Source organism: Bradyrhizobium barranii subsp. barranii, from assembly GCF_017565645.3.
GTDB classification, from domain to species: Bacteria; Pseudomonadota; Alphaproteobacteria; order Rhizobiales; family Xanthobacteraceae; genus Bradyrhizobium; species Bradyrhizobium barranii.
The window spans coordinates 4,564,856-4,591,463 of record NZ_CP086136.1 but is presented as its reverse complement, the minus strand read 5'-3'; the positions used below and the strand labels follow the sequence as shown (position 1 = coordinate 4,591,463).

General features: G+C 61.9%; 31 protein-coding genes and 4 pseudogenes. 11 read left to right on the top strand and 24 right to left on the bottom strand.

Annotated features, from left to right (window positions below; translation table 11 throughout):
* Window positions 1–82 precede the first annotated feature (82 nt).
* On the top strand, window positions 83–748 hold the full coding sequence (locus J4G43_RS21690; protein WP_208086239.1) for a TetR/AcrR family transcriptional regulator: 666 nt from the start codon (window positions 83–85) through the stop codon (window positions 746–748).
* On the opposite strand, the gene J4G43_RS21685 is transcribed toward J4G43_RS21690, so the two are convergent.
* From J4G43_RS21685 to J4G43_RS21660, 6 genes are all read right to left on the bottom strand, one after another.
* Window positions 730–1,449, bottom strand: coding sequence for an ABC transporter ATP-binding protein (locus J4G43_RS21685; RefSeq protein ID WP_166352472.1), 720 nt, complete (start codon window positions 1,447–1,449; stop codon window positions 730–732). The two genes, J4G43_RS21690 and J4G43_RS21685, sit on opposite strands and share 19 nt — an antisense overlap.
* On the bottom strand, window positions 1,446–2,213 hold the full coding sequence (locus J4G43_RS21680; RefSeq protein WP_208086238.1) for an ABC transporter ATP-binding protein: 768 nt from the start codon (window positions 2,211–2,213) through the stop codon (window positions 1,446–1,448). The genes J4G43_RS21685 and J4G43_RS21680 overlap by 4 nt, the downstream gene beginning before the upstream one ends.
* Entirely contained in the window at window positions 2,203–3,174 is a 972-nt protein-coding gene (locus tag J4G43_RS21675; RefSeq protein ID WP_063983868.1) for a branched-chain amino acid ABC transporter permease, read from the bottom strand. The genes J4G43_RS21680 and J4G43_RS21675 overlap by 11 nt, the downstream gene beginning before the upstream one ends.
* Before the next feature lie 13 nt (window positions 3,175–3,187).
* A complete protein-coding gene (locus tag J4G43_RS21670; protein WP_071914968.1) occupies window positions 3,188–4,051 on the bottom strand; it encodes a branched-chain amino acid ABC transporter permease in 864 nt (287 codons plus the stop codon).
* Between the two features lie 67 nt (window positions 4,052–4,118).
* The gene (locus J4G43_RS21665) at window positions 4,119–5,372 is read right to left on the bottom strand and encodes an ABC transporter substrate-binding protein (protein ID WP_208086237.1); all 1,254 of its coding nucleotides are present in this window, start codon (window positions 5,370–5,372) and stop codon (window positions 4,119–4,121) included.
* Window positions 5,373–5,741: 369 nt separating this feature from the next.
* On the bottom strand, window positions 5,742–6,104 hold the full coding sequence (locus tag J4G43_RS21660) for a DUF1428 domain-containing protein (protein ID WP_208086236.1): 363 nt from the start codon (window positions 6,102–6,104) through the stop codon (window positions 5,742–5,744).
* A 205-nt stretch (window positions 6,105–6,309) separates the two neighbouring features.
* Here J4G43_RS21660 and J4G43_RS21655 point away from each other — a divergent pair, with 205 nt between their 5' ends.
* The 4 genes and pseudogenes from J4G43_RS21655 to J4G43_RS21645 all read left to right on the top strand — a co-directional run bounded on the left by J4G43_RS21655 (window position 6,310) and on the right by J4G43_RS21645 (window position 10,870).
* Window positions 6,310–8,133, top strand: a complete 1,824-nt coding sequence (locus J4G43_RS21655; RefSeq protein WP_208086235.1) for a caspase family protein — start codon at window positions 6,310–6,312, stop codon at window positions 8,131–8,133.
* A 294-nt stretch (window positions 8,134–8,427) separates the two neighbouring features.
* Window positions 8,428–8,565: pseudogene (locus J4G43_RS56025) on the top strand (DUF6538 domain-containing protein); the annotation flags it as partial.
* Between the two features lie 147 nt (window positions 8,566–8,712).
* The gene (locus J4G43_RS21650; RefSeq protein WP_208086234.1) at window positions 8,713–9,528 is read left to right on the top strand and encodes a site-specific integrase; all 816 of its coding nucleotides are present in this window, start codon (window positions 8,713–8,715) and stop codon (window positions 9,526–9,528) included.
* Window positions 9,529–9,602: 74 nt separating this feature from the next.
* A pseudogene (locus tag J4G43_RS21645) lies at window positions 9,603–10,870 on the top strand (IS256 family transposase).
* 20 nt (window positions 10,871–10,890) lie between these two features.
* Here J4G43_RS21645 and J4G43_RS21640 read toward each other — a convergent pair.
* Window positions 10,891–11,196, bottom strand: a complete 306-nt coding sequence (locus J4G43_RS21640) for a hypothetical protein (protein ID WP_208086233.1) — start codon at window positions 11,194–11,196, stop codon at window positions 10,891–10,893.
* Between the two features lie 55 nt (window positions 11,197–11,251).
* Here J4G43_RS21640 and J4G43_RS21635 point away from each other — a divergent pair, with 55 nt between their 5' ends.
* On the top strand, window positions 11,252–11,584 hold the full coding sequence (locus J4G43_RS21635; protein ID WP_249814806.1) for a site-specific integrase: 333 nt from the start codon (window positions 11,252–11,254) through the stop codon (window positions 11,582–11,584).
* 228 nt (window positions 11,585–11,812) lie between these two features.
* On the opposite strand, the gene J4G43_RS21630 is transcribed toward J4G43_RS21635, so the two are convergent.
* The 4 genes from J4G43_RS21630 to J4G43_RS21615 form a co-directional block, all read right to left on the bottom strand.
* Window positions 11,813–12,942 (bottom strand): IS3-like element ISRj2 family transposase gene (locus tag J4G43_RS21630; RefSeq protein WP_129557670.1). Its coding sequence is split into 2 segments (ribosomal slippage): window positions 11,813–12,690 and window positions 12,690–12,942, totalling 1,131 coding nucleotides; the frame shifts between segments, so codons are not numbered across the junction.
* Between the two features lie 621 nt (window positions 12,943–13,563).
* Window positions 13,564–13,959 (bottom strand): hypothetical protein, encoded by a 396-nt coding sequence (locus J4G43_RS21625; RefSeq protein ID WP_208086231.1) that lies wholly within the window; start codon window positions 13,957–13,959, stop codon window positions 13,564–13,566.
* A gap of 29 nt (window positions 13,960–13,988) precedes the next feature.
* Complete coding sequence (locus tag J4G43_RS21620; protein WP_208086230.1) at window positions 13,989–14,228, bottom strand: hypothetical protein; 240 nt, start codon at window positions 14,226–14,228, stop codon at window positions 13,989–13,991.
* Between the two features lie 90 nt (window positions 14,229–14,318).
* Window positions 14,319–14,588, bottom strand: coding sequence for a hypothetical protein (locus J4G43_RS21615; RefSeq protein WP_208086229.1), 270 nt, complete (start codon window positions 14,586–14,588; stop codon window positions 14,319–14,321).
* Between the two features lie 190 nt (window positions 14,589–14,778).
* On the opposite strand from J4G43_RS21615, the gene J4G43_RS21610 reads away from it, so the two are divergent.
* From J4G43_RS21610 to istB, 4 genes and pseudogenes are all read left to right on the top strand, one after another.
* Window positions 14,779–15,072: a hypothetical protein gene (locus J4G43_RS21610; RefSeq protein ID WP_208086228.1), complete on the top strand. Its 294-nt coding sequence runs from the start codon at window positions 14,779–14,781 to the stop codon at window positions 15,070–15,072.
* Between the two features lie 86 nt (window positions 15,073–15,158).
* The gene (locus tag J4G43_RS21605) at window positions 15,159–15,350 is read left to right on the top strand and encodes a hypothetical protein (RefSeq protein ID WP_208086227.1); all 192 of its coding nucleotides are present in this window, start codon (window positions 15,159–15,161) and stop codon (window positions 15,348–15,350) included.
* Window positions 15,351–15,442: 92 nt separating this feature from the next.
* A pseudogene (gene istA / locus J4G43_RS21600) lies at window positions 15,443–16,982 on the top strand (IS21 family transposase).
* The gene (gene istB / locus J4G43_RS21595) at window positions 16,942–17,805 is read left to right on the top strand and encodes an IS21-like element helper ATPase IstB (RefSeq protein WP_208083951.1); all 864 of its coding nucleotides are present in this window, start codon (window positions 16,942–16,944) and stop codon (window positions 17,803–17,805) included. Before istA ends, istB begins: the two are co-directional and overlap by 41 nt.
* Here istB and J4G43_RS21590 read toward each other — a convergent pair.
* The 10 genes from J4G43_RS21590 to J4G43_RS21545 are packed head-to-tail and all read right to left on the bottom strand — an operon-like array spanning window position 17,752 to window position 23,742.
* Window positions 17,752–17,922: a phage head-tail connector protein gene (locus tag J4G43_RS21590; RefSeq protein ID WP_208086226.1), complete on the bottom strand. Its 171-nt coding sequence runs from the start codon at window positions 17,920–17,922 to the stop codon at window positions 17,752–17,754. The genes istB and J4G43_RS21590 overlap by 54 nt on opposite strands.
* Before the next feature lie 17 nt (window positions 17,923–17,939).
* Window positions 17,940–18,380 (bottom strand): hypothetical protein, encoded by a 441-nt coding sequence (locus tag J4G43_RS21585; protein ID WP_208086225.1) that lies wholly within the window; start codon window positions 18,378–18,380, stop codon window positions 17,940–17,942.
* Window positions 18,381–18,384: 4 nt separating this feature from the next.
* Complete coding sequence (locus tag J4G43_RS21580; protein ID WP_208086224.1) at window positions 18,385–18,726, bottom strand: HNH endonuclease; 342 nt, start codon at window positions 18,724–18,726, stop codon at window positions 18,385–18,387.
* Window positions 18,726–19,310: a hypothetical protein gene (locus tag J4G43_RS21575; protein WP_208086223.1), complete on the bottom strand. Its 585-nt coding sequence runs from the start codon at window positions 19,308–19,310 to the stop codon at window positions 18,726–18,728. Before J4G43_RS21575 ends, J4G43_RS21580 begins: the two co-directional genes overlap by 1 nt.
* A gap of 12 nt (window positions 19,311–19,322) precedes the next feature.
* The gene (locus J4G43_RS21570; RefSeq protein ID WP_225005016.1) at window positions 19,323–20,459 is read right to left on the bottom strand and encodes a phage major capsid protein; all 1,137 of its coding nucleotides are present in this window, start codon (window positions 20,457–20,459) and stop codon (window positions 19,323–19,325) included.
* A gap of 16 nt (window positions 20,460–20,475) precedes the next feature.
* The gene (locus J4G43_RS21565) at window positions 20,476–20,970 is read right to left on the bottom strand and encodes an HK97 family phage prohead protease (protein ID WP_208086221.1); all 495 of its coding nucleotides are present in this window, start codon (window positions 20,968–20,970) and stop codon (window positions 20,476–20,478) included.
* A 3-nt stretch (window positions 20,971–20,973) separates the two neighbouring features.
* Window positions 20,974–21,519, bottom strand: coding sequence for a hypothetical protein (locus J4G43_RS21560; RefSeq protein ID WP_208086220.1), 546 nt, complete (start codon window positions 21,517–21,519; stop codon window positions 20,974–20,976).
* Window positions 21,516–21,836 carry a gene transfer agent family protein gene (locus J4G43_RS21555; protein ID WP_208086219.1) on the bottom strand — a complete coding sequence of 107 codons (321 nt, stop codon included), beginning with the start codon at window positions 21,834–21,836 and terminating at the stop codon, window positions 21,516–21,518. Before J4G43_RS21555 ends, J4G43_RS21560 begins: the two co-directional genes overlap by 4 nt.
* 2 nt (window positions 21,837–21,838) lie before the next feature.
* Window positions 21,839–22,501: a tail assembly protein gene (locus J4G43_RS21550; RefSeq protein ID WP_208086218.1), complete on the bottom strand. Its 663-nt coding sequence runs from the start codon at window positions 22,499–22,501 to the stop codon at window positions 21,839–21,841.
* Complete coding sequence (locus J4G43_RS21545; protein ID WP_208086217.1) at window positions 22,501–23,742, bottom strand: phage portal protein; 1,242 nt, start codon at window positions 23,740–23,742, stop codon at window positions 22,501–22,503. Before J4G43_RS21545 ends, J4G43_RS21550 begins: the two co-directional genes overlap by 1 nt.
* A 542-nt stretch (window positions 23,743–24,284) precedes the next feature.
* On the opposite strand from J4G43_RS21545, the pseudogene J4G43_RS56020 reads away from it, so the two are divergent.
* Window positions 24,285–24,382: pseudogene (locus tag J4G43_RS56020) on the top strand (Hsp70 family protein); the annotation flags it as partial.
* Window positions 24,383–24,552: 170 nt separating this feature from the next.
* On the opposite strand, the gene J4G43_RS21535 reads toward J4G43_RS56020, so the two are convergent.
* The 3 genes from J4G43_RS21535 to J4G43_RS21530 are packed head-to-tail and all read right to left on the bottom strand — an operon-like array spanning window position 24,553 to window position 26,548.
* Window positions 24,553–24,885, bottom strand: coding sequence for a hypothetical protein (locus J4G43_RS21535; protein ID WP_208086216.1), 333 nt, complete (start codon window positions 24,883–24,885; stop codon window positions 24,553–24,555).
* Complete coding sequence (locus J4G43_RS56015) at window positions 24,882–25,253, bottom strand: tetratricopeptide repeat protein (protein WP_225005737.1); 372 nt, start codon at window positions 25,251–25,253, stop codon at window positions 24,882–24,884. Before J4G43_RS56015 ends, J4G43_RS21535 begins: the two co-directional genes overlap by 4 nt.
* 26 nt (window positions 25,254–25,279) lie before the next feature.
* Window positions 25,280–26,548: an IS256 family transposase gene (locus J4G43_RS21530; RefSeq protein WP_208083632.1), complete on the bottom strand. Its 1,269-nt coding sequence runs from the start codon at window positions 26,546–26,548 to the stop codon at window positions 25,280–25,282.
* Window positions 26,549–26,608: the final 60 nt, after the last annotated feature.

The following is a 26,608-nucleotide window of genomic DNA, read 5'->3' as shown; positions in this document are numbered from 1 at the left end:
CGGCTGCGGTTGACCCGCGGCTCGGCCACGTCTAAATTATAATCAGAATTATGATTATGATTTTTGCCGGATGCAAGCGCGGATGCGGCCAAGCTCGGACGAACCCGATTTCGACCTGCCCGGCGTTGCCCCGTCGCGGCAGAAGCGCAGCCGCGAGACGACACTGGCGCTGCTGCGCGCCGGCGCCGACATGCTGCGCACGCGCAGCCTGGCCGAGCTGTCGATCGAGGCGCTCTGCACCGAGGTCGGCGCCACCGTCGGCGCCTTCTACAGCCGCTTCGAGAGCAAGGAGGCCTATTTCAACGCACTAATGGCGCTGGCCGCGCGCGACGGCGAGCAACGGCTCGGCGACATGAGGCGACCGTCACCGGATACGGACCTCGACAAGCTCTGCCACATCATCGTCAGCGGGATCATCGCCTGGATGCGTGACCACGAGGGCGTGCTGCGCGCCGCGCTTCAGCACGATGACACCCGTCCGGACAAATGGACGCCGTTCAAGGCCCTCGCGAAGGCAACGACGGAACGCGCGACCCCTCTGCTGCTCCCGGCCATGGACAAGGGACGCAAGGCCGCCAAGACCCGCACGATCGCCTTCGGCTTCCAGGTCGTGCTGGGCACGCTGGTGAACGCGATCCTCAACGATCCCGGGCCGCTGTCGCTTGGATCAAAAGAGATGGAGACGCGGCTGGCCGGTTGCCTGTTGCTGTTGCTCCAGGCGGAGATCAATCAGTCGACGCCGAGATAGGCCTTCTGCACCTGCGGATCCTGTGCGAGCGCCGCGGCCGTGCCGGACAGCACGCTCTTGCCGACCTGGAGCACGGTCGCGAAGTCCGAGACTTCCAGCGCGAGCTCGATCGACTGCTCGGCGAGCAGGATGGTCAGGCCCTCGCGATGCAGGCGGCCGAAGGTCTCGTACATGGATTCGACGACCGCCGGCGCGAGGCCGAGCGACGGTTCGTCCAGCATCAATAGCTTCGGATCGCTCATCAGCGCGCGGCCGACCGCGAGCATCTGCCGCTCGCCGCCGGACATCGTGCCGGCGCGCTGGTTGCGGCGCTCCTTCAGGCGCGGGAAGATTTCGTAGACGCGTTCGAGCAAATTGGCCTGGCGCGACTTGTCGTGCAGCGGCGTCGCGCCGAGCAGGAGGTTGTTCTCGACGCTCTGCTGCACGAACAGCCGCCAGCCCTCCGGCGAGAGCGCCAGCCCCTTGCGCACGATCGCAAAGGCCTTCTGGCCGGCGATGTCCTCGCCGCGAAAGCTGATCGATCCGGAATGCACGGGAATGAGACCCGCGATTGCGTTCAGCGTCGTGGTCTTGCCGCCGCCATTGGAGCCGAGCAGCGCGACGACGCTGCCCTCCGGCACCTCCAGCGAGACGTCGGAGACACCGATGAGGTCGCCATAGCGCACCTCGAGGTGCTCGATCCGAAGAAGCGCGCCGCTCATAGGTCCCGCCCGCCCATCAGCTCGACCGGCGTATGGCCGGCCGCGGCCTTCGCCGCGCGTTTGCCGAGATAGGCTTCGATCACCGCCGGGTTCGAGGTGACCTCGCGCGGCGAGCCGCGGGCGATCTCCTTGCCCTGGTGAAACACCATCACGCGGCTCGCGAGCGACATGATCACTTCCATGATGTGCTCGACGATGACGAGCGTGATGCCGGAGCGGTGGATGTCGCGGACGAGATCGATGGCGAGCCTCACCTCGTGGGCGTTGAGCCCGGCCATGGCCTCGTCGAGCAGCAGCACCTTTGGCTCGGTCGCCAGTGCGCGGGCGATCTCCAGCCGCTTGCGGCCGGGCGTGCCCAGCGAGCGCGCCGGCGCATCCGCAAGCCTGCTCATGCCGACGCGCTCCAGCACCGCGCGCGCCCTGGTCTCGACCTCATGGCGATGCGAGGTGCGCAGGAAGGCGCCGATCATGACGTTCTCGAGCACCGTCATGCCTTCAAAGGTCTGCGGCACCTGGAAGGTGCGCGCAAGCCCGAGCCCGGCGCGCTGCTCCGGCGCGAAGTCGGTGATGTCGGCCCCCTCGAACAGCACGCGGCCCGAGGTGGTCTTGAGGTCGCCGGTGAGGCAATTGAAGAAGGTGGATTTGCCGGCGCCGTTCGGGCCGATCAGGCCGAGAATATCGCCCTGCTCCAGCGTGACGGACGCATCGTCCACCGCCTTGAAGCTGCCGAACGCCTTTGTGATCCCGCGCGCCTCAAGGAGCATGGCCGGCTCCCTTATCTGCGCCGGGCTTGCGTCGTCCCATGAACAGGCTGAGCAGGCCGCCGGGCTGGAAGCGCGCGATCAGCACGATGATCGCGCCATACAGGACGAAGGTGAGGCCGGCCCCCTTGCCGCCAAGCCAGCTGTTGGAGATCTCCTCCAGCGGCACGAGGATCGCGGCTCCCACCAGCGGACCGAACAGCAACCCCGCCCCGCCCAGCGCCGCCATGATCAGGATTTTGACCGAGATCAGGATGCCGAGCCCGGACTCGGGATCGACGAAGCCGAACATCATCGCATAGAGCGCGCCGGCAACGCTCGTCAGCGCCGCGCTCAGCATGTAGGCGTAGAGCTTGGTCCGGCTCGCGGGTGCGCCTAGGGAACGTGCGGCCCTCTCGGAATCCTTGATCGCGCGCAGATAGAATCCCATGCGGCTGTTGGTCATCCACCAGGTGATGAACAGCGTGATCACGAGGACGACCAGGAAGAGGTAGTAGTACGGCAGCGACGACAGGAACGAGAGATCGAAGATGTTGCGGGGGACCGTTGGACCGGAAAGACCCACGGCCGCGCCGAGCCAGTCGGTGTTGGTGACGATCAGCCGCACGGTCTCGGCGACCGCGATCGTCGCCATGCTGAAATAGTGACCCGACAGCCGTAGCGTCGGCACGCCGATGATCGCAGCGAGCCCCACCGCCAGCACGATCCCGCCGGGGATGCCGAACAGCGGCGACAGCCCGAACTTGGCGTAGCTCCCCATCGCGGCATAAGCGCCGCAGCCGAAGAACACGACGTGGCCGACCGAGACCTGGCCGGCATAGCCGCCGACGATGTTCCAGGCCGACGCGGCGATGGCATAGAGCAGCACCAGTGCGCCCAGGCGCTGCTGGAACGGCGAGGACAGCAGCAACGGATAGGCAATCGCCAGTGCTGCGACGATTGAGAGCCAGATCAAGCGCCGCATTGCAGCTTTCTCATCAGAGCTTGCCCATCAGGCCTTGCGGCCGGAACCAGAGGAAGAACAGGAACAGGACATAGACGACGATGTCCTTGTAGACCGCACCGATCAGATAGCCGGAGAGCGACTCGATCACGCCGATCAACAGGCCCGCGACGAGCGCGCCGGGCACGCTGCCGAAGCCGCCAAGGGATACCGTGACGAAGGCGACGATGCCGAGCGTCTCGCCGACCGTCGGCACGATGTAGAAGAAGTTCGCGATCAGCGCGCCGGCAAGGCCGGTGGCGCCGGCCGCGATGGCCCAGGCAATCGCCTGCATGGTATCGGGCCTGATGCCCATAAGCTGAGCCGCGGTCTGATCCTCCGCCACCGCCAGCATTTTTGAACCAAGCGATGTGCGCGTCAGAAGCAGGTGGAGGCCGAATGTCACCAGCAGCGCGACGACACCGGCAAGCAGCCGCGAGGCTTCGATCCGCAGGCCCGCAAACGCATAAGTGCCGCCGACGATATTCGACGGCATCGACAGGAAGTTGGCGCCGAACCACCAGAACACGGAATAGCGCAGCAGCAGCGCGAGCCCGAACGTGCCGAGGATCTGCGCCAGCATCGGCCCCTTCATGATGTCGCGGATCAGGGCGAAATAGACGACGACCCCGACGGTCGCGAGCACCAGTGTCGCCAGTGGGGCGCCGAGGATGGGCCCTCCCCCCATCAGCGTATAGACGACATAGGCGACGTACATGCCAAGCATGACGAAGTCGCCATGCGCGAAATTGACGATGTTCATCATGCCCCACACCAGCGTGAGGCCCGAGGAAAATAGGGCGTAGACGGCGCCAAGCAGAAGCCCGCCGACAATCACCTGCACGAGTACGAAGGACATGAGCTGCGTTGCTCTGATCAAAACATTCTGGGAAAGGCGGGACGCGCGGTCCCGCCTTCAGGCAATCTTACCAGCCCTTGTAGGGCAGTACCGGTGCCTTCTCGGCATTGGTCTTCGGCCATACCGCGACGTAGTTCTCGCCATCCTGGAGCTGGATGATGGCGCCGGAAGCCAGGATGTTCTGGCCCTTGTCGTCGAACTTCACGCCCTTGTAGCCGATCATGAGCTGCTCGGGCTTCAGGTCCGTCGCCCTCAGCGCGGCCTGGATCTTTGCAGGCTCGGTCGAGCCGGCGCGGTCGATGGCATCGGCCAGCACGAAGAAGCCCTGCATCTGCCGGGCGACCGTGTCGTCCATCTCCTCGCCGCTCTTCTTCTTGTACATCTCGGCGATGATGGCGGACGCCGAGCCCGGCGGTCCCACGACCCAGGACGAGCGGTTGAAGACGCCTTGCGAGATCTTGCCGACCGCCTTGGTGAAGGACGGATCGGAGTAGCCGGCATCGTCGGCCAGCAGCACGGCCGGCTTGTAGTCGAGCGACTGCATGGTCTTGGCGAACAGGATCGCATCCGACGTGTAGCTGATCATGATGACGACGTCGGGCTTCTTGTCCTTGAGCTGGAGCACCTGGCCCTGCAAGTCGGTCGCATTGACGGGATAGGCGATGTCGAGCGCGATCGGCTGGCCCTTTTCCTTGAAGGCGCCGGCGATCGTGTTGGCGACCGAGGTGCCGTATTCGGTGTTGTCATGGACCACCGCGACGCTGTCGGTCTTGGCACCCTGCGCCTTGATGTCGGCGAGGAAGTCGACATAGATCTTGGCGAAATCGGTCGCAATCGGCGTGGTGCGGAAGAACCATTTGAAGCCGCGCTCGGTGAGATTGGCGGCGACCGATTCCGAGTTCAGGAAAGGAACGCCGTATTTCTCGGCGATCGCGCTCGAAGTCAGCGTGACGCCGGACTGGTAGGAGCCGAACACGGCCGCCACCTTCTCCTCCGTGATCAGGCGTAGCGCCTGATTCTGGCCCGTCGCCGGGTTGCCCTGGTTGTCGGCGAACACAGCCTCGATCTTGGCGCCGCCGAGGCCGGCAAGGCCGGCGTTCTTCGCCAGCGGCAGATTGCCAAGCTCAGGATGGGCGTTGTTGATGATGTCCATGGCGACTTCGAGCGCCGCCTTGGCGTGCGCACCGATCGAGGCGGTGCCGCCGGACATCGGCATGATGACGCCGATCTTGATGACCTTGTCCTGGGCCTGCGTGCCGGAGCCCAGCGCAAGGAAGATCGCGGCTGCGCAAAACAGCCCGGTGACGTGCTTGAAATTCATCAAATCAGACCTCCCAAAGGGTTTCCCCGACCAAGCTATTTTGGAAGCTGCAGGCTAAGCGCCCGCTTCCGTTTGTTTATGCCTGGTGGATCTAGGATGGCATGCCAGCCGGACACCGGCAAGGTGAAACGGACTTGCGCATTGCTGCATAGGAGGCAGCGAACGCGCCGGCGCGGGCGGCGTTCAAATCCGGCGTCGTCCGGCGCGAACGCGGTAACCCGAACGGCGGACGTCATTGCCATCTGCAGGGGTGGGTTAACACTGCGACTGCGCCAAGCGCGGTCCGCTGGCGTAACCCGGCCCCCGTGTGTTTCTGCGAACGCAGAGGCGGTGGGTGAGGCTGTCGTCAACCCACCCTGCGAAACGCCGTCAGCCGACGACGTCGCTCGCCCGCAGCAGCGTCGTGAAGCCGCCATAGATCATGCGCTTGCCGTCGAAGGGCATGTCGGCGCCCTTGAGCCGCTCATCGGCCATCACCTTCTTGTTGACGGCATCGCGGGTCTCCCGGTCACGGTAGACGATCCAGGAGAACACCACGACCTCGTCCTCCTTCGCGATCACCGCGCGCGGAAACGAGGTCAACTCGCCATAGGGCACGTCGTCGCCGATGCACTCGACGTAATCGAGCGCGCCGTGTTCCATCCACACCGCGCAGGCCTTTCGCGCCAGCGCCTTGTAGGCCTCGATCTTGTCCTTCGGCACGGCCAGCACGAAACCATCGACATAGGGCATCACGGGATCTCCTTTGGGTTGCCTGCCCCAAGGACGTAGCGGCGCACAACGATCCGACACGTCATCGCACCCACAAGGTGAGGCAAACTGTCGCGAGGATTTCGTGCGCTACTTCACATTTGAAGCTCGCCGCGCCGTGACATCATCCCGGACGTTTGCGCTCGCACATCGGCTACTTCAGATTGCAGTTGAGAAGGCAGCTTTCATGAGCACCCGCCTGTCATTGCTTTGTGTCCACGGCGTCGGTCACGCGGAGATCGACGCCGAGTTTCGAAAGTCATGGTCCGAGGCGATCATACGCGCCGTCCAGTCCGTCGATCAGAGCCTCAACCCGGCCATCGACTTCCTCTCGTATGACGACCTGTTCGACAAGAGCCCGCCCAACCTCGTCACCTACGGCATCGCGCTGGCGAAACTGCTGGCGAGCGCGACCGTCCATGGGATCGGTGATCTGCTCGCGGGCACACGCGGCCTCGATGATGTACCAACCCTGATCAGATGGACCGCGGGCATGGTCGCCCAGTGGTCGGTGGATGAGCAGTTGCAGGCCGCGCTGCGCGGCGCGGTCCTCGACAAGCTGAAGAGCGGCAACTACGACGTTGTCCTGGCTCACAGCCTCGGCTCGCTGATCTGCTACGACACGTTCGTGCGCAACCCCGCTGCGATCAGGGACAAAGTCTTCGTCACGTTCGGCTCGCAGATCGGCAATCCCGCCGTGCGCGACGTCTTCGCAGGCCGCATTCAGGACCTTCCCTGCCGGAAATGGTACCATCTGTTCAACCGGGAAGATCGCGTTCTCACCTATCCGCTCGAGATCGCCGCAGACAATTTTCAGCAGGTACTGACACCGTTCGATGTCCCCAACGATCTCCTGAATCACAACGCGACCTGGTACCTGTCGCGCCCCGAGACCGTCGCCACCGTCTGGCACGACGTGGTCCCGGTGCCGACGTCCCGCTCCATCGTCAGCGCCGCGCGGGGGATTGCCCGCATTGACACCCGGCCGACCCGCCGCGCCCTGCTGATCGGCATCAACGACTATCCCAAACCCGCGGACAGGCTCGAAGGATGCGTCAACGACGTATTCCTCATGAGCTCGGTGCTACAGGAAAGCGGCTTCAAGCCGGACGAAATACGCGTCGTGCTCAATGAGCGGGCGACGGCGCAGGGCATCATGGAAAGGCTTCACTGGCTGCTCGAGGGCGTGCGCGACGGCGACGAGCGCATGCTGTTCTACTCGGGCCATGGCGCCCAGATTCCCAGATACAGCCCTCGCGGCGCACCGGATAGCGTCGACGAGTGCCTCGTTCCCTATGATTTCGACTGGACGCCCGAGCACGCCATTCTCGACCGCCAGTTCAGCCAGCTCTACTCACAGCTCCCGTACGACTGCTATTTCGTCGCCATGCTCGACTGCTGCCATTCCGGCGGCATGACACGTGACGGTGGTCCGCGTATCCGCGGCCTGACGCCGCCCGACGATATCCGCCACCGGGCGCTGCGGTGGGAGGCAAGCGAAGGCATGTGGGTGCCGCGCGAGTTCCCTCCCCTCAACGAGAGCCTGAGCAAGAGCAAAAACGGCGCCGACTATCTCGGCGACAACGGCGCCACGCAACGGCTCGGGCGCAGCATGGCGCTCCGCACCCAGCCCGACAAGGAATACAACAAGACGCGAGCCGAGCTCGGGCATCACGGTCCTTACCTGCCGATTCTCCTCGAGGCCTGCCAGGAGCAGGAGCTGTCCTATGAATATCGTGACGGCGTCACGTCGTATGGCGCCTACACGTTCTGCATGGCGAAGGTGCTGCGCGAACAACGAGACCGCGGCGCCAATCCGTCGTTCCAGGAGCTGAGCGAACTCGTCACGGCCAAACTCCGTCGCCTCAAATACAACCAGACGCCCAATCTCGTCGGCGCCAAGACGCGCGTCAGCGCAAAAATTCCATGGGGCGCTGCAGATGCAGGTCGCGGCCAGCGACGGGCGCCGAAGAAGCGTGCCGCCAAGACGGGCCGGAAGAAGCGCCGCTAATCATTTCGCCTTGCATCGCCGCGCGGCGCATCGCGGGCGCCATGAGTCGGGCCAAGGCGCCGAGGCCGGACCGACCAAAGGCGCGGACTGCCGACGGCACGTCAGGCTCCTCGCCGGGGGCCTGATTCAGAGCAGGTTATGATCTGGGTAAATCGCCCGGAACTGGCTGGGGAACCTGGACCCTGAGGACCCCCAGCAAAAATTCAATGATTTCAATAATCACATGAAAATAAACATCTTTTCTGGCTGAGCGGTTACGAGTAGTGGTTACGAGTCACGGTTACGAGGACTCGAATGTCGATCGCCACAAACATCCAAAAGCGACCCGGCCGCACCTCCTACTACGTCCGCGTCGGCGTGCCCCTGAAGCTCCAGCCGGTCCTTAAGCGCAAAGAGATCTGGCAGTCCCTCAAGACGACCGATCCTCGCCAAGCACGCGATAGAGCTGCGCCCGTGATCGCTTCCTTCCGCGCGCAGTTCGCCGAGCTGGAGCAGCGCCGAGAGCCCTCGCCCGCCGATCTCCAGGCCACAGTGTGGTCGCACTATGAGACCGAGCTCGCCCAGGACGGTCGGGCGCGCTTGGCGCTTCCGATTGACACGGAGATCCAGGAAGCAAAGAGCAAGCTTGCACGTGATGTCGAGGCCGGGCGCGTTCCCTGGTCCGCGGATCCAATCGTGCAGTTGAACGCGACCATTGAGCTGATCGCCATGAAGAACGCGGCGACGATGGATCGCGAGCGCCGGACCATTCAACTTGCTCAGCTTAGGAAGCACCTCGCGACCGGCGAGACGGCCCTCATCGAATGGAAAGCCGATGATGTGATCCAGAGCGAGCGGCTGTTGATCGCGAAGGGCTCGTCTGCCTACCGCGATCTATGCCAACGATTGCAGCGCGCCCAGGTCCAGGTCTTGGATCGAGCCGCCGAACGCGATGCCGGCAATTGGGCCGGCGTTCCTACTGACGCAATCGTGGCGCCGGCTGATCTTACCCAGGGCAAACGGATTGCCGCGCCGGGCGAAACCCTCATGGAGCTTTACGACAAGTTTAAAACCGAGCGGGTTGGAGACGCGCGGCCCGATACCTGGGACCAGAATCGCAAGATCGTGAAGCTGTTCGCCGAGTTCGTCGGCGAGTCCTCGCACATCACTGCCCTCACCCGGAAGGCCGTCCGTAATTGGAAGCAAGCGCTGGCGAGCTGGCCCGTGAAAGCGGCGGATAGTAAGGCGTTTGAGGGCCTGTCCTTCCGCAAGGTGATCGAGGCGAATGCGACGATCAAAAAGCCCCCGATCAGCCAGAAGACGACCAACAAGTATCTCGCGGCGTTGGGTAGCTTCGCGCGTTGGCTGCTCCAGAACGAGTATATTGACGACGGAGCTATGGCGGAATCTGGGTGATGACGGTGTGAGGAAGGCGGCGTATCGAGGCGGGTGACGAGCCTGCCAGAACCTCTCGAGGAGAGCGATACGCCATGACCGAGACTACCAATGTTCTTGCTTTCCGTCAGCCGTCCGCGGTTGATGATCCACTGACCGATATCGTTCGTGCCGGCGCGCGGGACCTGCTTGCCAGGGCGATCGAGATCGAGGTTGGCGCGTTTCTGGCCAGCACGGCCAATCTGACGCTGCCCGACGGTCGAGCGCGCCTGGTCCGACATGGGCACGGTCCGGTGCGCGAGATTGCGACCGGCATCGGTCCGGTGGAGGTCGCTCGTCCAAGGTCCGCGACCGCGGAGCGAGCGGGCCAGGCGACCGCCTCCGCTTCAGTTCGGCAATCCTGCCGCTATGGGCGCGGCGGACGAAGAGCCTGGATGCCTTGATCCCGGTCCTCTATTTGCGCGGCATCTCGACCGGCGACTTCCAGGAGGCGCTCTCGGCGCTGCTCGGCAAGGATGCGCCGAACCTGTCGCCTTCGGTGATCGCCGGCCTGAAGGCCGATTGGCAGGTCGAGTACGAACGCTGGCAGAGACGCGATCTGTCGGCGCGTCGCTATGTCTACATCTGGGCCGATGGCGTGTACCTGCAGGCCCGCATGGAAGATCACAGCGAATGCATGCTGGTGCTGATTGGCACCACGCCGGAAGGCAAGAAGGAGCTGATCGGCTTCCAGGTCGGCGTGCGCGAGAGCGCGCAGAGCTGGCGCGAACTCCTGATCGACCTGCGGCAACGCGGGTTACGGATTGCCCCGCAACTCGCCATCGGCGACGGCGCCCTCGGCTTCTGGAAGGCACTGGACGAGGCCTTTCCCGGCACGCGGCACCAACGATGCTGGTGCCATAAAGTGAGCAACGTACTCGACAAGGTCGCCAAATCCGTGCAGGGCCCCATGAAGAACGACCTGCGGAACATCTATCTGGCCCCACACCGGGCCGAAGCTGAAACCGCGATCGACGTCTTCGTCGAGAAATACCACGTCAAATACGGACGTGCGGTGGAGTGCCTGATCAAGGATCGCCATGCGCTGCTCGCCTTCTTCGACTTCCCTGCTGAGCACTGGATCCACCTACGCAGCTCGAACCCGATCGAGAGCGTCTTCGCCACGGTGCGCCACCGAACGGTGCGGACCAAGGGATCGCTGTCGCAACAAACTGCGAAGCTGATGGTGTTCAAGCTCATCGACGCCGCATCGAAGACCTGGCGGCGATTGAAGAGCACGAACCAGTTGCCGAAAGTCATCGCCGGTGTAAAGTTCATCGACGGAATCGAAGTCATTCCGAACACTGAAAGCCACGCCGCCTGATCAGGCCGCGTCACCCAAAATCAGCCATAGCTCTTGACGACGACGTCATGAGCGGAATGTATCTGTCGATCGACAAGCGGCGCAAAGATCGGACGTTCTCCGAGCAACAGCTTCAAACGATCTTCGGCTCTCCCCTGTTCCGGACATGCCTTGGTGATGGGGTTGAGAGCGAACCCGGCAATGTTGCCATCAGAGACTGGCGCTATTGGGTCCCCTTGATCGCCATCTATTCCGGCGCCCGGCTGGGTGAGCTGTGTCAGTTGCTGGTCGCCGACGTTCGGCAACTGCACGGCGTCTGGATCTTCCACATTAGCGACGTCGACCAAGACAGAAGGGTCGAAGCGCGTAGTGCCAGTGCACTCCGGGCTTGTCGAACTTGGCTTGCTCGAATACCACTCCAGCATGGTCGCGCGCGGCGAACAGAGGCTGTTCCCTGAGGCTGAGCGCGACAAACGCGGCTATTTCGGCGACGCCTCAAAGTTCTTCAACGCCTATTTTAGGGCCGTCGGCGTGAAGGTGGACAAGCGAGTCAACTTCCATAGCTTACGCCACAACGTCACGGACGCGTTCCGCGCCGCTGGTTATCTCGATGAGCAGCATGGCGTGTTGCTGGGGCACACCAAGGCGAGCACCACTGGACGCTACGGGGTGTTACCAGAGGGGCCGCTGCGAGACCGCGTGACGATGATTGAGGCAATCAGGTATGGCTTCTGATCGGGCGAGTAAATGAGTCGGGCAAAATGATGAAACGATTGAACGGATGGCAACGCATTGGGGTGATCCTGAGCATCGCATGAGAGCTGGCCCCGGTTGTTTGGACAGCGCCCCGCTGGATTTAAGTGGATTCCTGCCGGGTTATGCTGAACGCGGGGCTTTACGGTTTTGTCGTTGCGTCGGGAGGGCGTAGCCCGACCAGAGCGACGACAAAACCGTCGGCGACGGTCATGCGGCCATCACCATAGCTTGCGTGCCGAAGTAAGCCTCGTCGGGCGTGCGCCCGTCAAGGCTCGAGTGAGGGCGTCCCTGATTGTAGAAGGCCAGATACTTGGCAATTGACGCTCGCGCCTCGGACACGCTGTCGTAGGCGCGGAGATATACTTCTTCGTATTTGACCGTGCGCCAGAGCCGCTCGACAAACACGTTGTCGCGCCAGGCGCCCTTGCCGTCCATGCTGATGGCGATCTTCGCGTCCAGCAGCACATCGGTGAACTCGAGGCTGGTGAACTGGCTGCCCTGATCCGTGTTGAAAATCTCGGGCCTGCCGTGCTTCGCCAACGCCTCCTGGACCGCTTCGACGCAGAAGGCCGCCTCCATTGTGATCGAGACGCGATGGGCCAGGACCCGTCGGCTGAACACATCGACGACCGCCGCGAGATAGACGAAGCCACGCCGCATCGGAATGTAGGTGATGTCCATTGCCCACGCATGGTCGGGCCGCTCGATCTTCAATCCGCGCAACAGGTACGGGTAGATCTTGTGACCCGGAGCCGGCTTGCTCGTGTTCGGGCGACGATAGACCGCCTCGATCCCCATGCGCTTCATCAGCGTCGCGATGTGGCGGCGACCGGCGTATACGCCCTCCCGCCGCAGCAACGATCGCAGCATACGCGCTCCCGCGAAGGGATAATCGAGATGCAGCTCATCGAGCCGACGCATCAAGGCAAGGTCCTCGGCCGAAACTGGCCGAGGTTCATAGTAGACCGTGCTGCGAGCCAGCTTCAGGACCTTCGCCTGGCGCACGATAGAAAGATCATGATCGCGGTCGATCATCGCTTTGCGCTCAGCAGGCCCGCCTTGGTGAGCGCGCCGGACAAAAAATCGTTTTCCAACGCCAGCTCGCCGATCTTGGCATGTAACGCCTTCAAATCGACCGGCGTCTCGGCCGATGTCTTGTCATGCCCAAACACGCCGGCGGCGCCTTCCAGGAGCTGGTTTTTCCAGATCGTGATCTGGTTCGGATGAACATCAAACAGTTGCGCCAGCTCCGCCAGTGTCTTGTCGCCTTTGACCGCAGCCAAAGCAACCTTCGCCTTGAATGCCGGAGAATGCGTCCGGCGGCTCTTCTTCGTCATCTTCGCTCCTGATTCGCAGCAAGAATCCTCGCCGCTGTCAGGCAGAAAATCCACTCAAGCTACTGTCCGAATTTGCGGGGCCAGCTCTCATGGATCATCGGAGGGGGATTGTGGCGGCTAGGTGCCAATCGTGAAATTGCGATGCGACCCATAGCCTTCGCGATGGAGATGTGCAGCGCCGGATACGATGTCAACGACCCGAATCGGAGCGTGGAAACTTTCTCGAAGTGCTTAGATCGAGCCTCGGCAAAGGCCCCACTTTACAATGACACGGAGACTCTCGTAGCCGCCTCCTTCGAAACCTTCGCACTCCTAGGGTTGGCATGGCTGCTCGTCTATATTCTCGTCTGGATCGCCCGCTGGGTCAGGACGGGCTTTCGGGAGACTGCGTCCCGCCCCTAGCGTCTCGTGATCGGCCGCTACGGCGTGTTGCCAGAGGGGCCGCTGCGAGACCGCGTGACGATGATCGAGGCAATCACGTATGACTTTTGAGCATGGGGGGGCACCATCTTGGCAGAGTTTTTCAAAGAAGATTATCGCTATCAAAAGGCTGCTCAACCGTATCTGGCTGCTCCCGCTCGTAGCGGGCGGTGTAGACCTCAATCTCTGCCAAGCTCTCTCCTAGTCGAAGTGGTAGGTCACTTCACCTCGATCGGTGACGATGCGGACCTTAATCGGGTCACAGAACTCGGCAAGGAGGGTTATGGTTTCTCCCAGTGCCAGCGTCTTGTTCGGGTTCTCGGTGCAGTCCTTGTTTTCGTTGATCGAAACCGTCTTCACGAGCACGGGATCGTCGTTGGCGGATTGGACATCCAGGATCCTCACCAGGAAGCTTGCGCCTCCCATGTTGGACTTGCGGACACGCACCCTGAAGTTCGGGCTGGCCAAGTGACGGGCCGGTCTGACTGAGCGAGGGGCCGGCCCGTTTGTCGTTTGTGTGTCGGGTGGATCATCCAAGAGTTTTGCCACGAAAAGCGCAGCCATAATCGCGAGAAAGACAGACAGGAAAACCTTCATTCAAACACTCTCGATGAAAAGGGTATGGTTCAGCCCTTGTGAATGAGAACCTTGTAGCCCTTCCGCTCCATGCACTGGGAGACCCAGTCGAAGGTCAGGATCGTGTCCGCCGTGCGGGCGATCTTCTCCTGCTGGCAGGCTGACAGGTCGTTGTTGTAGCGGTTCTGGTCGACGCCGGCCATGTCGACCACGGGCGGCTCCAAATAGGGCCTGCGGGCAGCGCAGCCGGCGAGCACGAGCGCCGTCAATAGAATCAAAATAAGTCGCATAAAAAATCCCCCGCGCAATCTATGCGCGAGGGGCGATTCCGGGCAAGAGAGAGGGCATTCCGCTTTAGTAGAAGCGGCGCGGTTTGTGGTTCAATGCAGAAGGGCGCTGCCCAGGCCGGCAAGCGCTTGGTCGATCTCCGCGACCAGCTCAGCCGAAGGCTTCTCGCCGTGCAACACGATCGCCGGATGATCTGGCTCGCAATCGGCGCTCGACGCCGGATAGATGTCGGCCGCGCACAGCGCCACTTGAATCTGGCTCTCCACCCAGGCGCGGCCCATTACGGCGTAGCTATCAGAGCCGGCATGCGCGTCGGTGAGCGTGGTCACGAGCGCGAAGTAACGATCGTCGGCAATCAACATTGGTATTCCCTTTCAGCCCCACCATTGGCGGTGTAGCGTCACTAGACTCACATTCGTTAAGTGGCGTCAACAGTATTTTCTCTTTTAGGTTGTAAGTCAGTGCTGACTTACAAGATCCCGTTCGACTCAAGTCGCAGTTGTGAGCGAGACCCACGTCGCTCATATTGCGAACTGGTTGGGGACTGAACACATGCGCGCCATTCTGACTGCATCTTTTCTGATCGTCGCCACGCCGGCGCTCGCCGCGAGCCCGAATGAGTCCGCGTGCATCATCAAAGCCGCCGACACACTGCCAAAGATCGCCGGCATGAAGATCGGAAAGAGCACGACTACCCAACAGCCAGCGCCACCGAATTGGCCTAGTCCTAGTCCGCCCCTGCGCGTCGAGATCGAATGGAGCGCGGCCGGGCAGTCTCAGAAGTGGTTCTATCTCTGCGCGGTGAATGCGAACGGCACCGCCCTGGTGCAGCGGTTGGCTAACTAAGAGGGGCGAGGATCGTTAGGCAACCGTTGCAGTTTGACGAGTTGCTCATTAACAGTCCCGATCGCAACTTTTAGAAGGGAGTGCCCGTGATCACGCCGCCGGACTTTGCAACAGAATTCTACACGATCGAACGAACCGTCGAGATCGTAGTGAACCTTGAGGTCTTCCGAATCGAGGTCATGGAATCGAGCGACGGTAACAAGCCGTTCAGCACTCGCGTCTATGAGCGCGAGGATATTGTGGCTCAGCCGGCCTATCTGTGTTTCGGCATGGAATAAGGACCCCGTATTCGGGGTAATCGGCATCCAATCGGGACCCCGGGACAAGGGTCCACAGTGGCTTCCATCAAGTCATGGAAGCCGAGGTTGGGATGCTGGTGGTGGAGACGATTGCGAAGATCCGTCGCGCTTATTTTGTTCATGGTCAGCCGATCAAGGCGATCTGCCGGGAGCTTGGCGTATCGCGCAAGGTGGTCCGCAAGGTCATCCGCTCGGAGGCGACGGAGTTCCGGTACGAGCGAGAGACGCAGCCGCTTCCGAAGATGGGCCCGTGGAGTGCCGAGCTTGACCGGTTGCTGGCGGCGAACGAGAGCAAGACGACGCGCGAACGGCTGACGCTGATTCGCTTGTTCGAAGAGCTTCGCGGCCTCGGATATGCCGGCGGCTACGACGCGGTTCGTCGCTATGCGCGGCGGTGGAGCCGAGAGCGTGGCGCCTCGACGACCTCAGCTTATGTGCCGTTGAGCTTTGCGCCCGGCGAAGCCTACCAGTTTGATTGGAGCCACGAAGTCGTCCTGTTGAGCGGAACCACGGTGGTCGTGAAGGCGGCGCATGTCCGGCTTTGCCACAGTCGGATGCTGTTTGTTCGGGCCTATCCGCGCGAGACGCAGGAGATGGTGTTTGACGCCCACGACCGGGCGTTCGCACTGTTCAAGGGGACTTGCCGGCGCGGCATCTACGACAACATGAAGACGGCGGTGGAGACGATCTTTGTCGGCAAAGGCCGCCTCTACAATCAGCGCTTCCTGCAGATGTGTAGCCATTATCTGGTCGATCCGGTTGCCTGCACGCCAGCGTCGGGCTGGGAGAAGGGACAGGTCGAGAACCAGGTCGGGTTGGTCCGCGAACGCTTTTTCACCCCGCGACTGCGCTTCAAGACATTGGACGAGCTGAACGCCTGGTTGCTCGATAAATGTATCGCCTACGCCAAGGCGCATCGGCATCCAGAGTTCGCCGACCGGACTGTCTGGGAGATCTTCGAGGCCGAGCGACCCAATCTCGTGCCTTATGCAGGTCGGTTCGATGGCTTCCATGCCGTCCCGGCCTCGGTCTCCAAGACCTGCCTGGTGCGCTTCGACAACAACAAGTACTCGGTTGCGGCAAGCGCGGTCGGGCGGCCCATTGAGGTCCAGGCTTATGCGGACCGCATCGTGATCCGCCAGGACGGCCGGGTCGTTGCCGAACATCCGCGATCATTCGGTCGCGGCGAGACGGTCTACGACCCTTGGCACTATGTGCCCGTGCTTGTGCGCAAGCCCGGTGCCTTGCGTAATGGCGCTCCCTTCAAGGACTGGGTGCTGCCCGCAGCGATTGAGCGTGTACGGCGCAAACTCGCCGGTGCCGACGATGGCAATCGACAGATGGTCGATATCCTCAATGCGGTGCTGACAGACGGATTGCCCGCGGTGGAAGCCGCCTGCGCCGAGGCGGTCGCTCATGGCGTTCATTCCGCCGATGTCGTGCTCAACATCCTGGCTCGTCAACGTGAACCTGCCCCACCGGCCAACATCATGACGCCGGCCGCCTTGACGCTTCGCCATGCGCCGATCGCCGATTGTGCCCGCTACGACAACCTCCGGAGGACAAACTGATGGAACGAACCCAAATCTTCGATCTCATGGGCGAGCTTAAGCTCTACGGCATGAAGGCCGCCTTCGACGAGATCATGGCGACCGCCGTCAAACGCCAGCACGAACCCCAGCGCATCGTCGGCGATCTGCTCTCCGCCGAGATCAACGAGAAGCAGGCCCGCTCGATCAAATACCAGCTCACCATCGCCAAGTTGCCGCTTGCAAAGGACATCGCAGACTTCCAGTTCGACGCCACGCCGATCAACCAGACGCTTGTCAATGATCTCGCCGGCGGCGGCTTCATCGCCCAGCAACGCAACGTCGTCCTGGTCGGTGGAACGGGCACCGGCAAGACCCATCTGGCCATCGCTATCGCGCGAAGCTGCATCCGATCCGGCGCCCGTGGCCGCTTCTATAACGTGGTCGACCTCGTCAACCGCCTCGAGACCGAGACCCGCAACGGGCGACAGGGCCGGCTTGCCGAGCACCTAACCCGCATGGACTTCATTGTCCTGGACGAGCTCGGATATTTGCCCTTTGCCCAGTCCGGCGGTCAGCTTCTCTTCCACCTCGTCAGCCGGCTTTATGAGCGCGCCTCCGTCCTCGTCACCACCAATCTGGCATTCGGCGAGTGGCCGAGCGTGTTCGGCGATGCCAAGATGACGACCGCGCTGCTCGACCGGCTGACTCATCACTGCGACATCGTCGAGACCGGTAACGACAGCTGGCGCTTTAAAAGCCGCGACGACGATCAAACAACCCGCGCTCGCGCCGTCTCCGCAACCCCGGCCAGCTCCGACGCCGCGAGCGCTACCATCAAGACTCGCCGATCAAAGGGGTCCCCTTTGGACGCCGATCGGGGGTCCCAGTCCAACGCCGATTGACATGTAAGCCGAAACCCACCCCTTTGCCGCCGCCAGCTTGTCAGTAAGCAGCGCGTCGTCGGCGTCTAGCGTGACGTTCAGATGGGCCTTGGCCTGGTCCAGGGTGATGCTTGGCATGGTCGAAAAAACTCCAATTAGACGCTCTCTTGCGCGACCCGAGAGCACCGGTCGCGGACGATTTCTTGAGGGTTTTGACCCACCCCCGGGGTATGTGAGGCGATGATGTTGCGGTTCGCTTCGTCGCGCTGTGCAGCAAGGTGCTGGTCGAGGCCATGACGAAGCTCAGCCATCTGCTCTTCCATCTGGCGGACGAACGAGCGGACAGAGCGCGTCATCTGCCGATGTGCAGCGTGCATATCGCGCTGCCAGTCGCGAAGGGCGGGCAACGCGTGCGCTATTGATGGTGCACGTATCGGCTTGGGCTTTCGGCCTTGCTTGCCAACTGGCGTCGTCAAAGCCTCTTCCACGGACCAGCCCAGGGCCAACCGCTTGCCAAGCGTATCTGGGTGGATACCGATGAGCCGAGCCCAATCAGCGACGGTTCGCGTCTCACCATTGAATTCGATCAGGGACATGGGACTATTTCGACCTTTCGAGGGATTGTTTGCGGTTGGCGTGGCAAGGTGAGCTGGCGAGCGGCTGCCAGTTGGAGCGCGACCAGAACAGCTTCATGTCACCGCGATGGGGAACGATGTGATCAACGCAATCGGCGATTCGACCACAGCCACAGGCACAGAACCGGTTCTGAGGGAGGGCAAGGAATGCCTTGCTCTCGCGGCGCCACTTGCTGTCATAGCCGCGATCGTTCGCATTCGGCCGTAGACGATCGGTCTCAGCCTTGCGCTTGATCTGGCAGGCACAGAGATCGGTTGCCGCGATGATCTTGCCGCAGCGACAGACGCGGCGCCGTTTCCAGGCCATCAGCGCGGCCTCACATGGTTGGTCATGTCGCCGATGGCGTTGAGATCGGCCTTGATGTTGGCCAGCGATCCATCGGCTACGCCTGCGGCCTGATCGTCCTTGCCGCCGCCGAAGATCGCCTTAAGCATCGCCTCGCGACCTCGCTGAGCGGCGAGGATCTCGGAGATTGATGCATCCCAAGCGTCGCATGGGGGCCAGCCCAGCCATCCTGTCGCAACCTCGAACAGATGCGTGAATGCTTCCTCGAATGGGATGGGCTTTCCGGTGGTCGGCTTGCTGGTGCTCTCGGTGTCGGCACCGCACAAGATCACGACGAATTCCTGGAGCTGGTCGAAGGCGTTCCATAGGTCGGTGACAACCGTGCTCTCGCTCGGCAGCGCGTAGGATGCCCAGGCTTTCTGATCGGTGATGGTCGCGTTGATGAGATCGAGGGCAGCTGTCAGGCGGCCCTCCGCGAGGTAGCGGTCCAGGTTCTGGAAACCGTCGTATTTCTCGTTCAAAACGAATGCGGCCCGCAGCGAGGGCTTCAGGTCAAACGACCTGCTGCCGAGCTGGAGGGCAAAAGTATTCGCTGCGAGCCGCATGTTCATGTCCTCTTAGGTCGCCGAGACCTTGAGCTTCACGAAGCGATCGGGATGGGTCACATCGGCGCCGACGCGCTTGCGCGCATGGAAACGGACTTGGCCCTTGGTCGCCAGCGTGTAGGGATCACGGAGGATCGAAATGCCGACGCGATCGACGATGCGGTAACCTTTGAGGTCGCCGAACATGACCGGGAAGGCGTTCGCAGCGATGTCGGGCATATCGACCGCCTCAACGATCGGGCGGCCCAGCAACGTAGTCGGTGCGCCGTCCGAGATCGGGTCCAGGACCAGATAGCGACCCATGCCATCCTTCCAAAGGCGGATCGCGCCGAGCGTGTTGCGGTTCATGAGCCACACGCCATTCTGGGCGTGCGCGCCCGGAAGCTTGTGGAACATGCTGATCAGCACGTCGGCGGGCGTCGAGGCCGGGAAGTTGGTCGCGTTGCCGGTGATGACGGTGGTGATGCCAGTCGCGCTCAGAAGGCCCATCGGCTGGGTGGTGCCGTTGCCCTTGACGAAGTGGGTGCCCTCGCCAATGCCGAAGCTCTCGCCAAACTCGCTGTGAAGCTCACCTTCCAGGCCGTAGGCGTTGTCTTCCAGGAGCCAGTTCGAGATGTCCGTATAGGTCGCATACTCATACGGGGTGATGCCGATCTGCTCATAGGACGGCTCGCTCCCGGTGCGGTCCTCGGTTTCGCCGACGATCACGGCGGCGGGGCTGCCGGTGCGGCGGGGATACTTGACCTGCGACGCTCCGATGGTGCGGACGTTCGCATACTGCCGGATGGGCGAGAATTGGCGCAGGAGCTTCAGGATCTCGCTGCCGAATTCCGGCGGTGAAATCGCCTGGTTGTTGCTGACGACAAGAGACTTCTTTTCGAGGTCATCCATCTTGTCGGCGCCGCCGCGAAGGAACGACTCGAAAGCCTTGGTTTCGATCTTGGATTCGTTGTCGTTCGCCGCCGACTTGTTGCCGGGACGATTGACCTTGGCCTCGATACGGTCCAGGCGCTCTGTGAGCTTGGTGGCGTCGTTGGCTGCCTTCGTTTCGAGGGCCGCCTTCAGGTCCGCCAGTTGCTTGGCAACGTCGGCGATCGGGTCACCGTCTTCGCCGGCATCCTTGAATTCCAGTGCGTTCGCAGTCTTCATTGAGGTCATCTAGCTCCTAGTTCAGCGTTGCCGTGAAACGCTTGATGAGGTCGGCCACGGCACGCGCCGCGTCGTCGGATTTCGTGCCGGTGATCCGGGCACGGGAATGAGCGGGATCGCGAACCAAGCTGATCTCAGCGAGGTCGAGGGCGTCGATAATCCGGCCATGGGCCTGCTTACGGGACGCCTTGGTCCGGAAGCCGATGGAAAGGCCGGTGACGAGGCCGGTCTTTAGCATCGCGCGAATTGATCGCGCGCGCGGCTGGTCTAGGTGAAGCTGACCTTTGACCGTCAATCCGTCTTCGGTTTCCTTCACTTCGTTCCAGGTGCCGACCAAATCGTCGGGACGGTGCTGATACAGAATCGGCAGGTCGGGAAGGATCGATCCGAACGCGCCCTTGGTGATCAAGTCGCCGTAACTATCGGGGCCGGCGTTGAACGGCCATGCGATGCCAGTGATCTCACCTTCATCACTCACGCTGAGCGTTGCTTTGACTTCCAGGCGATCCATTGCTTAGTCCCGGAACACTTCAAACGCGGCGGTGAACGTCTTGGCAGAGCCCGGCGTCACGGCGGTGCGGGTTTCGAGAACAAAGAAGACGTTCTTCGTGCCGGCGGACGGATCAAAGATGATCTCTGATCCTGCGAGCGGAGCGCCGATACCCTTCACGGTCGAACCAGAGAATTTCTGGTCAAGCGTGATGTTGAACGCACCGAGATAGTTGCTTTCTGACAGCGCGGCGGCGAACGCGGCGTGGTCGCCGGATGCAAATGTTGGGGCGTCTTTGAAGACGTGCACGTAAAGGTTCGCGTTGAACCATGCGAGGTCGTTGACCTTGACGCGGCATCGGCGAAGCACGCCGGTAGTGTCATTGTCTCGCGACGCTGCGACGGGAACGCCGGAGCATGATGAGGCGGTGGCCGATTGTGCTACGATATCGCCAACAGCGTAAGCCAGCGTGTCGGCAGGACGCTGAAGCGATCCAGATACGACTGCACTGTTGCCGGTGATGGGCAACGGGTTGTTGTCGGCAATGGGCGTGCCGGTAGCGAAGCTCACTTGTCTGTTCCTTTCGATGGATTCCCGAACAGCGTCCGCTCAAGGATCTTGACGGCCAGTTCGTAGGTTTCGATCAGAGCGCGGCCATCGACGTAGGCCACGATCAATTCGCGCGCGCGCTTGGGCGTCGTGCCGCCGCCGATGAGGGCGAGACGGATTGTTTCGGTGACGTCTGCCTGGGCGAAGTTGCGCGAGAACAGCCGGTTGGCGATCATGCCGATGCCGGAGCCGCACTTGGTTTCGAGCTCGCCGATCAGCGCCGGCGTGAGCCTGAACGCATGTTCGCCGTCGCCGAAGAAGGTGGTGTAAGCGGTCATGGTCATTGTCCGAACGCCGTCTCGATTGAGCCGGCGTTGTCGGCGTAGACGTTGATATCCTCCACGTCAGACCAGGCCTCGATCGGCGTCGAGCCGACTAGGACCTCGCCATAGATCAGGGGGATTGCGTTGCCTTGCCGGCCCGAATTGCCGATGTTGCCGCCATTGGCACTGAGGGCATTGGAAGCTTGCGTATCTTGGCCCGCCGGCTTGGTGAGCAGCGTTGACGCGCCGGAGAGCGCGAGGCCAAGACCGATCGCGGCAACGGTGCCATAGGTAGTGCCGGAGAGAATGCCGGACGCCGCAAGCGGCGTAGCGAGCACACCGCCGGACATGAAGATGGCGCTTCCGACTAGAGCGGCACCGAGCACAACCTTAGCGGTGCCCTTAGCAGTGCTTGATTTGGCGCCCTTGACGATCGGAAAGATATGCAGATCGGCGATACCCAGGTTGAACTGGTTGACGAGATCCAGGTCGAGCTGCATCCCGGAGCGCTTGTCGCCCCGCACGATCTTGTAATAGCCCTCCTGGATCGCCTTCACGAAGCGACCAGGAAAAGCGCAGTTAAGCGCGCGCAGCGCTTCGCCAGCCGTCGAAACATCAAAACGATGCGAGGCGCCGAATTCTTTGCCAAGCCGGCCGTGCAGGTGAACGGTTCGCATCATCAGGCGGCTTCCTTCTGGCTGTCATTGGCGCCGCCGGTATTGAGCGCACCGCCGGCATGTGCAGATGAGGTGTTGAAGTTCTCGAATACGTCGCCGCCCTCATAGGCCGGCAAACCAAAGCCGATCTGGCGAGCTTCATTCGGATTGAGGATGCGCGCCGAGACGGTGACGCTAAGGGCCTGGGCGCGCGCGAGTAAGTCGGCGCGCGCGAAGCCGTCGATATTGAATTCGATGGCAAATTGGTCGCGCTCTTCCGGCGTCAGAAGCTTCAACTCAAGCTCCTGCTCGAAAGACTTCAACCTGGGCAACAGCGCTTGTGAGAGAAATTCTTGGCCGATCGATTCAATCGAGCGAGGCTGAGCGCGATCGACCTGCATCAGCATGTGCAGTGGCACGCGGAATAGCCGGGCGATCTCTGCCACCGCATACGTCCGCATTTCGAGGAACTGTGAATCGACACTGTTGAACGTGAGCGGTTGCCAAGAGGCGTCGAGAGGAAGGACGGCGGTGCCGCCCGACTTGTCGCCGCCCTGCGAGGCCTGCCAGGAGGCCTTCGCGGTCGCGACTGTTTCCGGCGTTGCGTTGCCCTTGAGGCTCAGCACACCGGACGGGCGCGCCGCGTTACCGAACAGGCGCGAGGCGTGACGCTCGAGGACCAGGGCGAGCGCAATGGCGTTGCGGCCTTCGCCGACAAGGCCCTTGCGTGCATCGTATGCCGGCGTCGGAATGTGGATCAGGTCGGCGCCGTCGATCTCGCGGCCATTCAGCTTGTAGGTCGGTTCTACGTCGCTGGTATCGACGGCCACAGATTGAGTTTGTGGATCGAGTCGGATCAGTTCGGCAGGCTTGCCACCGTCAACGCGATTGATGAGCGCAAAGCTACCGTGCGGCTGCAATAGCGCGTCGGCCATAAGCTGGGTGCGAAACAGCGCGGCGGGCGTCCAGCTATTCGGCGCGTCATGCAGGAGCTTATAGAGCGGATGGTCGGTGGCCTTCTCTTTGCCGCCGTCCGGGAGCTTCTTGTAAACGTGAAGGGGAAGCGAGCCAGCTGCCTCAGAGATCGAGCGCACCGCGCACGCGACCGGCGCGCACGTCATGGCGCTGCGGGCCGTGACGGTTACGCCCGCCAGGGTCGGGCTTGCACCAAACAGGTCGAAATAGAAGCCACTGCCGTCAGCGAGGCTGGGCGCGGCTTTGGTCTCTATACCGAGAAAGGATTTGAGGCGGGACGCGATTGACAAAACGACACAGCACAGAGATTGGCCCGCTGGTTAGGCGAGCGAGGAACGATTCTCTGTCTGTGCAATTTTGTTTCGGAATCTGATCCCGAAACGTCACAATATGATGCGGGGTGATTGCGGCAAAAATGAGTCGCGGCTACGCGGGCCGGTCCCGAAAACCGGTTACGAGTGGCGACGTTCTCGAAGCCCTCGAATTCACCTAACTAGCTGATTTTATTGGTGTAATGGTGTTCTGGCTGCCCTTCCTGGATAAATATCGCACTCTGTGCCACGCGCCGGACCCGGCATTTCGGCAACTTTTGGATAGTGTCGGCCACCTCAGAGCCGCTTAGCGCGCCTGCCCGTGTAAAGCTCAATGTTGGTGCTTCGCGGCTCAAAGCTGCCTGAAAGGGTGTGCCCGGCAAAGTGGTGCCAAAGGCGTTCACAGAGGAGATCGGGATCGATGGGAAACTTGAGTGCAGACCTATCCGCGGATCTTTCCTCTTCGGTGAAATACGTTTTGGGATGGCAAAAACGTCAAAGTCATCGAGAATTTCGAGGGCATGCGCACGACGCCTTCGATCGTCGCGTTTGCTGACGATCGCGAGCGTCTCGTCGGCCAGCCCGCCAACGGCAGGCCGTGACCAATCCCGACGCGACGGATGGGCTCTGGAAGGTCGCCGGCGAGAGACAGGCGATCTATGGACTCCGCGAACTGAGCCTGCGGAATCAAATCGAAGCGGCACGGCGTATTGGGATGTTACCCGGCGAAAGCCTTGGCCAAAGCAGCACCCGCAGCCAACAGGGCGGTAAACATCGGGATCAGCACATTTATCTCCGCTGAGGCGTGCCTGCGTTCGGGGGAAGTCTTTCTATTTGGGTACGAAGCATAATATCGGTTTGACTTTTTATCACAATAGATTGGGCTTCAATGGACACTAGCCTTATCTCTATCCCTTGTATTCTGTTGTTCACAGCAGATAGCTCGGATACTTTCCTGGTAATTTCTTCTAGTGTGTTTTTTGAGATAGCAATTTGTGTCTTGAGCTCAGAAATATCGTCGCCGAGTTTGGACGTCGCGCTAAAAAATCCCACAACCCCTCCGAGAATTAGGGAAAGAAAGACACCAATTATTTTGTCCCAATTCTCTTTGATCCAGTTCATTTAGGCGGGTTCCCGTCCTTGAGTAAGGACTCTGCTTCTGCGTTCCGACCCTCTGCCCGATAGAGTGAGGCTAAAGCTTGTATTGTAGCGACGGTGTCTGGGTGACGCGCACCAAGTACCTCCCGGCTGGCGCTTAGCACCTGCTGGAGCAGTGGCTCGGCCTCCGCGTAGCGGCCCTGGGCTTGGTAAAGGGTCGCGAGGTTGTTGAGGCTTGTGAGGGTGGCGGGGTGGCGCGGCCCGAGCACCTCCCGGCTGGCGCTTACCGCCTGCTGGAGCAGCGGCTCGGCCTCGGCGTAGCGGCCCTGGGCCTGGTAAAGGGCCGCGAGGTTGTTGAGGCTTGTGAGGGTGGCGGGGTGGCGCGGAGCTATGGCTGATTTTGGGTGACGCGGCCTGATCAGGCGGCGTGGCTTTCAGTGTTCGGAATGACTTCGATTCCGTCGATGAACTTTACACCGGCGATGACTTTCGGCAACTGGTTCGTGCTCTTCAATCGCCGCCAGGTCTTCGATGCGGCGTCGATGAGCTTGAACACCATCAGCTTCGCAGTTTGTTGCGACAGCGATCCCTTGGTCCGCACCGTTCGGTGGCGCACCGTGGCGAAGACGCTCTCGATCGGGTTCGAGCTGCGTAGGTGGATCCAGTGCTCAGCAGGGAAGTCGAAGAAGGCGAGCAGCGCATGGCGATCCTTGATCAGGCACTCCACCGCACGTCCGTATTTGACGTGGTATTTCTCGACGAAGACGTCGATCGCGGTTTCAGCTTCGGCCCGGTGTGGGGCCAGATAGATGTTCCGCAGGTCGTTCTTCATGGGGCCCTGCACGGATTTGGCGACCTTGTCGAGTACGTTGCTCACTTTATGGCACCAGCATCGTTGGTGCCGCGTGCCGGGAAAGGCCTCGTCCAGTGCCTTCCAGAAGCCGAGGGCGCCGTCGCCGATGGCGAGTTGCGGGGCAATCCGTAACCCGCGTTGCCGCAGGTCGATCAGGAGTTCGCGCCAGCTCTGCGCGCTCTCGCGCACGCCGACCTGGAAGCCGATCAGCTCCTTCTTGCCTTCCGGCGTGGTGCCAATCAGCACCAGCATGCATTCGCTGTGATCTTCCATGCGGGCCTGCAGGTACACGCCATCGGCCCAGATGTAGACATAGCGACGCGCCGACAGATCGCGTCTCTGCCAGCGTTCGTACTCGACCTGCCAATCGGCCTTCAGGCCGGCGATCACCGAAGGCGACAGGTTCGGCGCATCCTTGCCGAGCAGCGCCGAGAGCGCCTCCTGGAAGTCGCCGGTCGAGATGCCGCGCAAATAGAGGACCGGGATCAAGGCATCCAGGCTCTTCGTCCGCCGCGCCCATAGCGGCAGGATTGCCGAACTGAAGCGGAGGCGGTCGCCTGGCCCGCTCGCTCCGCGGTCGCGGACCTTGGGACGAGCGACCTCCACCGGACCGATGCCGGTCGCAATCTCGCGCACCGGACCGTGCCCATGTCGGACCAGGCGCGCTCGACCGTCGGGCAGCGTCAGATTGGCCTTGCTGGCCAGAAACGCGCCAACCTCGATCTCGATCGCCCTGGCAAGCAGGTCCCGCGCGCCGGCTCGAACGATATCGGTCAGTGGATCATCAACCGCGGACGGCTGACGGAAAGCAAGAACATTGGTAGTCTCGGTCATGGCGTATCGCTCTCCTCGAGAGGTTCTGGCAGGCTCGTCACCCGCCTCGATACGCCGCCT